Annotated in this window: 10 protein-coding genes; 8 read left to right on the top strand and 2 right to left on the bottom strand. The window is 70.6% G+C overall.

The annotated features are described in order from the left end of the window. From Q392_RS25510 to Q392_RS25475, 8 genes are all read left to right on the top strand, one after another. Window positions 1–611 (top strand): DODA-type extradiol aromatic ring-opening family dioxygenase (locus tag Q392_RS25510; protein WP_038214897.1); only part of this gene is annotated, 611 nt, incomplete at its 5' end. Between the two features lie 40 nt (window positions 612–651). Next, the gene (gene hpaH / locus Q392_RS25505; RefSeq protein WP_038214888.1) at window positions 652–1,452 is read left to right on the top strand and encodes a 2-oxo-hept-4-ene-1,7-dioate hydratase; all 801 of its coding nucleotides are present in this window, start codon (window positions 652–654) and stop codon (window positions 1,450–1,452) included. 31 nt (window positions 1,453–1,483) lie between these two features. Continuing rightward, a complete protein-coding gene (locus Q392_RS25500; protein ID WP_038214885.1) occupies window positions 1,484–2,941 on the top strand; it encodes an NAD-dependent succinate-semialdehyde dehydrogenase in 1,458 nt (485 codons plus the stop codon). Window positions 2,942–2,959: 18 nt separating this feature from the next. Further along, on the top strand, window positions 2,960–3,679 hold the full coding sequence (locus tag Q392_RS25495; RefSeq protein ID WP_051953961.1) for a class II aldolase/adducin family protein: 720 nt from the start codon (window positions 2,960–2,962) through the stop codon (window positions 3,677–3,679). A gap of 40 nt (window positions 3,680–3,719) precedes the next feature. Next, complete coding sequence (locus Q392_RS25490; protein ID WP_051953960.1) at window positions 3,720–4,688, top strand: Bug family tripartite tricarboxylate transporter substrate binding protein; 969 nt, start codon at window positions 3,720–3,722, stop codon at window positions 4,686–4,688. Window positions 4,689–4,691: 3 nt separating this feature from the next. Then, window positions 4,692–5,873, top strand: a complete 1,182-nt coding sequence (locus tag Q392_RS25485; RefSeq protein ID WP_038214882.1) for an alpha-hydroxy acid oxidase — start codon at window positions 4,692–4,694, stop codon at window positions 5,871–5,873. Window positions 5,874–5,914: 41 nt separating this feature from the next. Further along, window positions 5,915–7,597 (top strand): thiamine pyrophosphate-dependent enzyme, encoded by a 1,683-nt coding sequence (locus Q392_RS25480; RefSeq protein WP_038214879.1) that lies wholly within the window; start codon window positions 5,915–5,917, stop codon window positions 7,595–7,597. Continuing rightward, window positions 7,594–9,015 (top strand): aldehyde dehydrogenase family protein, encoded by a 1,422-nt coding sequence (locus Q392_RS25475; protein ID WP_038214867.1) that lies wholly within the window; start codon window positions 7,594–7,596, stop codon window positions 9,013–9,015. The genes Q392_RS25480 and Q392_RS25475 overlap by 4 nt, the downstream gene beginning before the upstream one ends. A 17-nt stretch (window positions 9,016–9,032) precedes the next feature. Here the strand turns inward: Q392_RS25475 and Q392_RS25470 are convergent, their stop codons facing one another. Beyond that, a complete protein-coding gene (locus Q392_RS25470) occupies window positions 9,033–9,920 on the bottom strand; it encodes a LysR family transcriptional regulator (RefSeq protein WP_169748353.1) in 888 nt (295 codons plus the stop codon). A gap of 64 nt (window positions 9,921–9,984) precedes the next feature. After that, the gene (locus Q392_RS25465) at window positions 9,985–10,758 is read right to left on the bottom strand and encodes an SDR family NAD(P)-dependent oxidoreductase (RefSeq protein WP_038214855.1); all 774 of its coding nucleotides are present in this window, start codon (window positions 10,756–10,758) and stop codon (window positions 9,985–9,987) included. Window positions 10,759–10,855 lie beyond the last annotated feature (97 nt).

Below are 10,855 nucleotides of genomic sequence, written 5' to 3'. Positions count from 1 at the left end.
CCTGCAACGAGTGGGGCGTGGAGACGCTGGCGCACGACGCCACCACGCTGGGCCCGGAGTACGGCACGCTGGTGCCGATGCGCTACATGAACGAGGACCTGCACTTCAAGGCGATCTGCGTGTCGGCCCTGTGCACCAGCCACTACCTCAACGACAGCGCGCGGCTGGGCTGGGCGATGCGCCGCGCGGTGGAGGACCACTACGACGGCACGGTGGCCTTCTTCGCCAGCGGCTCGATGTCGCACCGCTTCGCGCAGAACGGGCTGGCGCCGCAGTATGCGGACCGCATCTGGAGCCCGCTGCTGGAGCGCATGGACCACGATGTGGTGGGCATGTGGGAGAACGCCGAATGGGCCGACTTCTGCGCGATGCTGCCGGAGTACGCGGTCAAGGGGCATGGCGAGGGCTTCATGCACGACACGGCGATGCTGCTGGGGGCGCTGGGGTGGTCGGCGTATGACGGAAGGGCGGAAGTGGTGACGCCGTACTTCGGCTCGTCGGGGACGGGGCAGATCAATGTGGTGCTGCCCGTCACGCCGCAGGACGGGCGGGCGATTCCGAAGGCGCAGGCTTCGAGCGCCGAAGGATTCCAGGCCGTGTCGCGGCTGTGAGACCCGCACATCCGCCGTTCAACGAGACACAGAGACAACCATGCTTCAAGACAGCCTGATTCAGCAACTCGCCGCCGAACTGCACGAGAGCGAGAAGTCCCGCACCCAGGTGGAACATTTCTCCAAGCGCTTCCCGGAGATGAACATCCAGGACGGATACGCCATCTCCCGCGCCTGGATGAAGCTCAAGCTCGCCGAGGGGCGGACGGTGAAGGGGCACAAGATCGGCCTGACGTCGCGCGCGATGCAGCAGGCGAGCCAGATCACCGAGCCGGACTACGGCACGCTGCTCGACGACATGTTCTTCGAGCCGGGCGACATCCCGGCGGACCGCTTCATCGCGCCGCGCGTCGAAGTCGAGCTGGCGTTCATCCTCAAGGACAAGCTGGAAGGCGAATCGGTCTCCATGCAGGACGTCCTCGCCGCGACCGAGTACGTGCAGCCGGCGATCGAGATCATCGACTCCCGCATCGAGCAGTTCGATCGCCACTCCAGGGCGATGCGCAAGGTCTACGACACCATCAGCGACAACGCCGCCAACGCCGGCATCGTCCTGGGCGGCAGGAAGGTGCGGCCCGACGAGGTGGACCTGCCCTGGTGCGGCGCCGTCCTGCGCCAGAACGGCGTGGTCGAGGAGACCGGCCTGGCCGCCGGTGTCCAGGGGCATCCTGCCATCGGCATCGCGTGGCTCGCCCAGAAGCTCGCGCCCTGGGGTGAAGCGTTGCTGCCCGGCCAGGTCGTCCTGGCGGGCTCCTTCACCCGGCCCGTGGCAGCCAGGCGGGGCGATGCGTTCGATGCGGACTACGGGCCGCTGGGCCGCTTCCAGTTCCGGTTCGTCTGAGGCGCCGTGCCCCCCCTTCCGGAGCCCATCGATGATTCGACTCAAGGACCCTTCGCTCCTTCGCACGAAGGCCTGCATCGCCGGCGAATGGTGCGACGCGGACAGCGGCGCCACGCTCGACGTGCGCAACCCCGCCACCGGCGAGCTGGTGGCCACCGTCCCCAGGGCGGGCCGGGCCGAGACGCTGCGTGCCATCGAAGCGGCCGATCGCGCCTTCAAGGCCTGGCGCGGCACCACCGCGGAGCATCGCGCGCGGATCCTGCGCCGCTGGTTCGAGCTGATGACCGAGCACCAGGACGATCTGGCCCTGATCATGACCAGCGAGCAGGGCAAGCCGCTCGCGGAGGCCAGGGGCGAGATCGCCTACGCCGCCGCCTACGTGGAGTGGTTCGCCGAGGAGGCCCGGCGCGCCTATGGCGACCTGATCCCCTCCCCCTGGGCGGACCGCGACATCGTCGTCAGGAAGGAGCCGGTCGGCGTGTGCGCGGCCGTCACGCCCTGGAACTTCCCCGCGGCAATGATCACGCGCAAGGCGGCCCCGGCCCTCGCGGCGGGCTGCACGATGGTCGTCAAGCCCGCCTCGCAGACACCGCTGTCGGCGCTGGCCCTGGCCGAGCTCGCCTCGCGGGCGGGCGTGCCCGCGGGCGTGTTGAGCGTCGTCACCGGCAGCGCCGCCGAGATCGGCGGCGCCCTGACGGCGAGCCCGCTGGTGAGAAAGCTCAGCTTCACGGGCTCCACCGAAGTGGGCCGGACGCTGATGGCCCAGTGCGCGCCCACGCTCAAGCGCCTGTCGCTGGAACTCGGCGGCAACGCGCCCTTCATCGTGTTCGACGATGCGGATCTCGAGGCGGCCGTGGAAGGCGCCATCGCATCCAAGTACCGCAACAGCGGCCAGACCTGCGTCTGCGCCAACCGCTTTCTCGTCCAGGCCGGCGTCTACGACCGCTTCGCCGGCATGCTCGCCGCCGCGGTCTCCCGGCTGCGCGTCGGGAACGGCATCGACGCGGACGTGCAGCAGGGCCCTCTCATCGACCCGCCTTCGCTGGCCAAGGTGGAGGAACTGGTGGCCGACGCCGTGCAGGCCGGCGCCACGGTGGCGACCGGCGGCCGGCGCCACGCGCTGGGCGGCACCTTCTACGAGCCCACCGTGCTCACCGGCGTGGCGCCGGGCGCACGCGTCGCCAACGAGGAGATCTTCGGCCCGGTCGCGCCGCTGATCCGCTTCGAGACCGAGGAGGACGCGATCGCCATCGCCAACAGCAGCGAGTTCGGGCTCGCCTCGTACTTCTTCTCCCGCGACCTCGCGCGCGTGTGGCGCGTCGCGGGCGCGATCGAGGCGGGCATGGTCGGCGTGAACACCGGCCTCATCAGCACGGCCGTGGCGCCCTTCGGCGGCGTCAAGCAGTCCGGCATGGGGCGGGAGGGCGCCAGATACGGCCTGGAAGAGTACATGGAGACCAAGTACGTCTGCCTCGGCGGCCTCAAGTAGCGTTCTGGAGAACCCACGATGGAATCGGAAACAAGGATCCGCAAAGACCTCGCCGCGTGCTACCGGCTCTTCGACTGGCTCGGCTGGACGGAACTGATCTTCAACCACATCACGGTGCGCGTGCCCGCGCCGGAAGGCGACAAGCCCGCGTACCTGATCAACCCCTTCGGCCTGCACTACGCGGAGGTCACGCCCGAGAACCTGGTCTGCATCGACATCGACGGCACGCCCCGTGCGGGCAGCACCGGCCAGGTGAACCGCGCGGGCTTCGTGATCCACAGCGCCATCCATGCCGCGCGGGACGATGCGCACTGCATCATGCACGTGCACACGACGGCGGGCTGCGCGGTGGCGTCCAAGGCGTCGGGGCTGCGCCACGACAACTTCTACAGCGCCATGCTGTACGACGACGTGGCCTACCACGAGTACGAAGGCGTGACCACCAACCTGGACGAGCAGCCCCGCCTGGTGGCGTCGCTGGGCAGCAGGAACCACATGATCCTGCGCAACCACGGCCTCCTCGTGGTCGGCCCCGACGTCCCCACGGCCTTCAACCGGCTGTGGGTGCTGCAGCGCGCCTGCGAGATCCAGCTCGCGTCGGACGCGGGCAGCGGGCCGAACAGCCCGATCCCCGAAGCGATCCTGCGCACCGTGCCCCGGACGCGCGTCGCGGGCAGGAGCGAAGTGAACCGCCTCATCTTCGACACGATGCTCAGGCGCGCCGGCATCCTGCTCTGAGCCTCTTTCCCCCACCAACCACCACCAACGGAGACAAACCGTGCACCCTTCCCTTGCCCAGAAAATCCTGTGTGCGCTCGGCCTCGCCGCGACGGCCCTGAGCGTCCACGCGCAGGCGTTCCCGTCCAAGCCCATCACGATCATCGCGCCCTTCGCCACCGGCGGCTCGGCCGACGGCATCGCCCGCGTGGTGGCCAAGGAACTCGGCCAGGCGCTGGGCCAGCCGGTCGTCGTGGACAACAAGCCCGGCGCCGGCGGCGCCACGGGGCTGCTGCTGGTGGCCAAGGCGCAGCCGGACGGCTACACCATCGGCATGGGCGCGACCGGCGCGATCGCCATCGGCCCCCATCTGCCGGACGCACCGCCCCTCGACCCGGGCAAGCAGCTGCAGCCGCTGGCGAAGCTCGCCGACATTCCCCTGGTCCTGGTGGCCGGCGCGAAGTCGGGATACGGCAGCCTGCAGTCGCTCCTGTCCGCGGCCCAATCCGACGAGGTGCCCACGGGCAACTCGGGCCAGTACACCGCGCACCACCTGTCGGCCGAGCTGCTGGCCAGCACGACGAAGACCCGGCTGCCCGCGGTGCCCTATCGCGGCAGCGCGCCGGCGGTCACCGACGTCATCGGCGGGCAGGTCCCCGTCGCCATCGTCGACCTGACCTCCGTGGCGCCTCATCTGAAGGCCGGCACGGTGGTGGCGCTCGGCGTCACCAGTGCCAGCCGCTCCAAGCTCGCGCCCGAGATCCCGACGATCGCCGAGGCGGGCGTTCCCGGCTACGTCGCGCCCGCCTGGATGGGCATGTTCGGTCCCAAGGGGCTGCCGCCGGCCGTGGCCGAGAAGCTGGCCGGCGCCCTCCAGGCCGTGCTCGAGAAGCCCGAGGTGCAGACCCAGATCATGAACCTGTCGGCCGAGCCGGCCTACCTCGGCCCGCAGCCCTTCAACGCCTTCATCGATGCCGAGTCGAAGCGCTGGGCGAAGGTGATCGCCGGCCTGCCGAAGCAGCAGAAGTAAGCGATGCCGGCCGCCATCACGTGCGTGGAGGATCTGCGCGCCATGGCCCGCAGGCGCGTGCCCCGTATGTTCTACGACTACGTGGATGGCGGGTCATGGACGGAAAGCACCTACGCCGCCAACGAGGCCGACTTCGCACGGATCAAGCTGCGCCAGCGCGTGGCGGTGAACCTGGAGAACCGCTCCCTGAAGACCCGGATGCTCGGGCAGGAAGTGGCGATGCCGGTGGCGCTGGCGCCGACCGGCAACACGGGCATGGTCCACGCGGACGGGGAGATCCTGGCGGCGAAGGCGGCCGAGGCATTCGGCGTGCCGTTCACGCTGTCGACAATGAGCATCTGCTCCATCGAGGACGTGGCGCGGCATGTCGAGCGCCCGTTCTGGTTCCAGCTCTACATGATGCGCGACCGCGCATTCATCCGGTCCCTGATCGACAGGGCCCGGCAGGCGAACTGCTCGGCGCTGATGCTCACGCTGGACCTGCAGGTGCCCGGCCAGCGGCACAAGGACCGCAGGAACGGCCTGACGACGCCGCCGAAGCCGACCTTCCCGAACCTGGTCGACCTGGCGACCAGACCGCGCTGGTGCGCCGGCATGCTCAGGACCCCGCGCCGGACCTTCGGCAACATCGTCGGGCATGCCCGGGGCGTGGACAGCATCTCCACCCTGTCGACCTGGGCCTCGAAGCAGTTCGACCCCACGCTCTCGTGGCAGGACGTCGAATGGGTCAAGAAGCTCTGGGGCGGCAAGCTGATCCTCAAGGGCATCCTGGATCCCGAGGACGCGCGGCATGCTGCGTCCTCCGGGGCGGATGCGCTGGTGGTGAGCAACCACGGCGGCCGGCAGCTCGACGGCGCACCCAGCACGATCGAATCGCTTCCCGCCATCGTGGACGCCGCCGCCTCACAGATGGAGGTCTGGCTGGACGGCGGCATACGCACGGGGCAGGACGTCCTCAAGGCACTGGCGCTGGGCGCATCGGCCACCATGATCGGCCGCCCCTTCCTCTACGGGCTCGGCGCGGCCGGCCAGGCCGGCGTGCGCAAGTGCCTGGAGCTCATCGCCTCCGAGCTGGACCTGACCATGGCGCTTTGCGGCCGGACCGAGGTCCGGTCCGTCGATCGCGGGATCCTGCTGCCGGGGACGTTCCCCACGGCGCAGCGCACGCACCACCGCGCGCACTGATGCGCACTGCACCACCTTCACCGACACCACAGCACATCCCTATGAGCACACCCCAATCCAAGACAGGCGGCCAGGTCCTGGTCGATCGCCTCATCCGCCACGGCATCGAGGACCTCTTCCTGATTCCGGGCATCCAGCTGGACTGGGCGGTCGACGCGCTGCGCCAGCGCCCCGACGAGATCAGCCTCTTCATCCCCCGCCATGAGCAGACGACGACGTACATGGCCGACGGGTACTACCGGGCCACCGGCCGGACGGGCGCCGCCATGGTGGTTCCGGGCCCCGGGGCGCTGAACGCGGGCGCGGGCCTGTCCACCGCCTACGCCTCCAACTCCAAGGTGCTCTTCGTCACCGGCCAGATCCACTCGACCGGGCTGGGCAAGGGCCTGGGCCTGCTGCACGAGATCAAGGACCAGACCGGTTTCGTCAAGGGGTTGACGAAGTGGAGCCACCTCGCCGGCTCGCCCGAGGACATCGCCCCGTCCGTGGACGCCGCGTTCGCCCGGCTGGAGGCGGGCCGGCCGCGCCCGGTCGGCCTGGAGATTCCCCACGATTTCCTGAGCTCGAAGGTGGAGGGCGAGCCCCGTGCCGTCACGCAGGACGCGCCGCCTGCCGAGGCGCCGGATGCCGGGCTGTACGACCGGGCCGCGGCCCTGCTCGACGCGGCCAGGCTGCCCGTCATCTACGCGGGCGGCGGCGTGCTCTCCGCCGACGCGGGCGGCCCGCTTCGCGAACTCGCGGAGAAGCTGGGCGCGCCGGTCGTGATGAGCGACAACGGCCGGGGCGCCATCAGCGATGCGCACCCCCTGGGCATGAACGCGCTGGCGGGCCGCGCCGTCTTCCAGCACGCGGACGTGGTGCTCGTCGTGGGCAGCCGCTTCATCGACGCCCTGACGCCCACGCCCTCGTGGCCTGCCGGCACGATCCGCTATATCTACATCAACATCGACGCCGACGACCTCACCGCGCCTCGCACGGCCGAGGTGGCGATCCGGGCCGATGCCGCCCAGGGGCTTCGGGAACTCGGCGCGCGCGTGAAGAAGCGCACGGCGCTGTCCAACGAGGACGCCAGGCGGGTGAAGGACTGGGCATCGGCCCAGATCGAGCAGGTCGAGCCCCAGGCGTCCTATGTGCGCGCCCTGCGCGACGCCATGCCCGAGGACGCCATCTTCGTCAATGAGCTGACGCAGGTGGGCTACCTGGCCCGCATCGCCTTTCCGGTCTTCGCGCCGCGGACCTACATCGGCCCCGGCTACCAGGGCACCCTGGGATACGGCTTTCCCGTGGCGCTGGGCGCGGCGGTCGGAGGGCGCGGCAAGCGCGTGGTCTCCATCACGGGCGACGGTGGCTTCGGCTGGAACATGCAGGAACTCGCGACGGCAAGACGCTACAGGCTGCCGGTCACGCTGGTGGTCTTCAACGACGGTCACTACGGCAACGTCCGCGCCATCCAGAAGCGGGAATTCGGCGCCGAGGTGGCGGTGGAACTCACCAATCCGGACTTCCGGCTGCTGGCATCCGCCTTCGGGGTGCCGTATGTGCAGGCCGATTCCCCGGAAGCGCTCTTCGGCGCCGTGCGGGCCGCGAACGACGAGCCCGGCCCGGTGCTCGTCGAGGTCAAGCTCGGCGTGGTCCCCAGCCCGTGGCATCTGCTTCGGCTCCAGCCCATGAAGGGCATGACCGGCCCCGCCGCACCGGCGAATCCGCTCGGGGAGCCCCGATGAAGCACGCCTACGCGAACCACTACGCCGAGGGGCGCTTCCTCCCGTCGCGCGGCGAAGTCCGCATGCCGGTGGTCGACCCTTCCACCGGCGTCGAGGCCGGCCACGTCGTGTCGTGCTCGACGGAAGACGTCGAACGTGCGGTCGGCAGCGCCCGCTCGGGATTCCAGGCCTGGAGCCGGAGCACGCTCGACGAGCGGCGGGAGGCGCTGGGGCGGCTGCACGCGCAGTTGAGCGCGCGTACGGACGAGGCCACACGCCTGCTCGCGCAGGAGATCGGATGCCCCGTGTGGCTGGGCGGCCTGATGCAGCTGCCGATGCCGCTGAAGGGCCTGGAACTCGCGATCGAGGCCATCGGCCAGATCGACTGGGAGGAACGCATCGGCAACGGCGTCGTCGAGCGCGTGCCCTCCGGGGTGCTGGCGGCCATCACGCCGTGGAACTTCCCGCTGCACCAGATCGTCGCCAAGGTCGCCGCCGCGATCGCCGCGGGCTGCACCGTCGTGCTCAAGCCCAGCGAGGTGGCTCCGGGCGCCGCCATGGTCTTCGCCGAGGCCGCACATGCCGCCGGGCTGCCCGCGGGTGTCTTCAATCTGGTCTGGGGCGGCCCCGACGTGGGCGAACAGCTCGTTCGCCACGCCGGCGTCGACCGGATCAGCTTCACCGGCTCCACCCACGTCGGCCGCCGGATCATGGCGGCCGCCGCCGAGGGCCCGAAGCCGGTGACGCTGGAGCTGGGCGGCAAGTCCGCCGCCGTGCTCCTCGAGGACGCCGACCTCGACGCCGCCCTGCCCGCGGTGCTGCGGATGAGCATGGCCAACTCGGGCCAGGCCTGCGTCTGCCAGTCGCGGCTGATCGCGCCGCGGCGCCTGGTGCCGGAGATCCGGCGGCGCCTCCAGGACGGGCTGGGCCACTGGCCGGTCGGCTCGCCGCTGGATCCGGCCACCCGGCTGGGCCCGGTGGCCACCAAGGCCCAGTTCGAGCGCGTCCAGGCGATGGTCCGGCGCGCCGTTGCGCAAGGCGGCGATCTGGTGTTCGGCGGCGCATCGCCCGACAGCGAAGCGGAAGCCGGCTTCTTCGTGCAGCCGACCCTCGTCGACGGCGTGACGCCGGCGATGGAACTGGCGCAGGAGGAAGTCTTCGGGCCGGTGCTCGCCCTGATGCCGTACGACGACGAGCGCCAGGCCATCGAGATGGCCAATGCCACCCGGTACGGCCTGTCGGGCGCCGTCTGGTCAGGCGATGCCGATCGGGCCCGCGCCGCGGCGCGGCAGATGAAGACGGGCCAGGTGGTCATCAACGGCGCGCCGCAGAACCTCGCGACGCCCTTCGGCGGCTGGGGCTGGTCGGGCTTCGGCCGCGAGAACGGGCGCTTCGGCATCGAGGACCTGCTGAACTACCGCGCCCTGCACGGCGCGTAGGACGAGCGGCCGCCGCGTCAATGGAAAGCGGCCACGAACAGCTCGCCGGCCGGCGGCAGCAGATGCCCCTTGCGCGTGATGACGCTGATGGGGCGCCGGACCACGGGCGAGGTGAGCTTGCGCGCCACGAGTCCGTGGACCCGCACCAGTTCCTTGGCGGTCGACGCCGGCACCATGGTGGAGCCCAGGCCCCTGGCCGTCAGCGCGATGGCCGTCGTGTAGAGCGTGACCTCGTGCGCCACGATGAGCTGGACGCCGGCGCGTGCACCGGCCTGGTCGATCTTGCGGCGCAGGCCGTAGCCGGGACGAAGGAGCACCATGGGCTCCTCGCCCAGGGCGCGCCACGGCAGCGGATCGCGGGATGAAGCCAGCGCGCTCGACGGCGCGCACAGCAGGTAGAGCTGGTCGTTCATGATGATGCGCGAGTCCAGCTCCGGATGCGATTCGTCGGCGATGCCGATGCCGAAGTCGGCACGGCCCGACAGCAGGTTGGCCAGGAACATCTCGGGCCCTGCGTCCTGGAGCACCACGCGCACCTGGGGATGCGCCTGCTGGAAGCGCTCGAGCACCGGCGGGATGAGCGCCTGCGCGATGACCGGCGTCACCGCCACCCGGATGAGGCCGCGCTGGGCCTGGGAGAGCTGCCGCATGTCCTGGGTCATGCCGGCCAGTTCGGACAGCACGTGGTCGGCGCGCGCGATCAGTTCGTCGGCCGCCTGCGTGCGGTGAAGCGCGCGTGCGGCACGGTCGAACAGGCGCGTGCCGAGCCGGCTCTCGAGCTGGCGCAGCAGCACGCTCACGGCCGACTGCGTCAGCGAGAGTTCGGCGGCGGCGGTGGCGATCTTGCCGGTGCGGTAGATCGCCACGAATGCACGCAATTGCTGGACCGATGGAACGTTGCGCATGGAAGGGCCGGGAATCGACCTTGCCATTGTCGGCGCCCGGCCGGACGGAAACCAGCTACCAGCTTCACGCCGCTGCGCTGCGGCCCCCGTCCAGCGCCAGCACGGCGCCCGTCATGTGGGCCGATTCGTCGCTCGCGAGGAAGACGGCCGTTGCCGCCACCTCGTCGGGCGCCGGCAGGCCCAGCAGGTGCCTGCTCACGGCCGTGCGCACGCGCTCGTCGTCGCGGATGAAGTTCTCCATCCGCTCGCTCAGGACGGCACCCGGGGCGATGACGTTGCTGCGTATGCGCTCCGCCGCGAACTCCACGGCCAGCGAGCGGCTCAGGGCCGTCACGCCGCCCTTCGCGCACGTGTAGGCATCCCTGCCGACCAGCCCGCGGTGCGCGCTGATGGACCCCATGTTGACGATCGAGCCGCCCTTCGCCAGGCGCATCAGCGGTATCGCGTGGCGGCAGCACACGAAGGTGCCGAAGAGATCGATGCGTATCGCCCGCCAGAACTCCTCCATGTCGATGTCGACGACGTTGCGGTCGTTCATGGACGAGCCGCCGGCGTTGTTCATGAGGACGTCCAGGCGCCCATACCGCTCACGCACTTGCCCGAACGCGGCCGCTACGCTGGATTCGTCCGTCACGTCCATGGGCAGGGCCATGCAGGAGGCCCCGCCCGCCTGCAGGGCATCGGCCAGGGCCTGCAGGCGCGGCCGGTCGATGTCCGCCACGGCCACCGCGGCGCCCTCGGCCGCGAAGCGCAATGCGCTCGCGCGCCCGATGCCCACCGCGGCACCGGTGATCAGCGCCACCTTGCCGGCTAGGCGGCCGGCCTGTGTATCGGTCATCTCGCCTTGTATCTTTAAGCCTCGGACCGGCTCGGGTAGCCCGAGCGGCCTCTGGGATGCGTGAAGCCCGTGACTGAGCACTGGGCGCCTGAGCCGG

The sequence above is a fragment of the Xenophilus azovorans DSM 13620 genome (assembly GCF_000745855.1).
Taxonomy (GTDB): domain Bacteria; phylum Pseudomonadota; class Gammaproteobacteria; order Burkholderiales; family Burkholderiaceae_C; genus Xenophilus; species Xenophilus azovorans.
Note: the sequence above shows the minus strand (reverse complement) of the source record. Positions and strands in the feature narration are given on the sequence as shown.

Bases quoted from the DNA above. Each gene is read 5' to 3' on its own strand.
- Q392_RS25470 (WP_169748353.1), bottom strand. From the start codon at position 9,920: ATGCGCAACGTTCCATCGGTCCAGCAATTGCGTGCATTCGTGGCGATC.
- Q392_RS25485 (WP_038214882.1), top strand. From the start codon at position 4,692: ATGCCGGCCGCCATCACGTGCGTGGAGGATCTGCGCGCCATGGCCCGC.
- Q392_RS25500 (WP_038214885.1), top strand. From the start codon at position 1,484: ATGATTCGACTCAAGGACCCTTCGCTCCTTCGCACGAAGGCCTGCATC.
- Q392_RS25475 (WP_038214867.1), top strand. From the start codon at position 7,594: ATGAAGCACGCCTACGCGAACCACTACGCCGAGGGGCGCTTCCTCCCG.
- Q392_RS25495 (WP_051953961.1), top strand. From the start codon at position 2,960: ATGGAATCGGAAACAAGGATCCGCAAAGACCTCGCCGCGTGCTACCGG.
- Q392_RS25465 (WP_038214855.1), bottom strand. From the start codon at position 10,758: ATGACCGATACACAGGCCGGCCGCCTAGCCGGCAAGGTGGCGCTGATC.
- hpaH (WP_038214888.1), top strand. From the start codon at position 652: ATGCTTCAAGACAGCCTGATTCAGCAACTCGCCGCCGAACTGCACGAG.
- Q392_RS25480 (WP_038214879.1), top strand. From the start codon at position 5,915: ATGAGCACACCCCAATCCAAGACAGGCGGCCAGGTCCTGGTCGATCGC.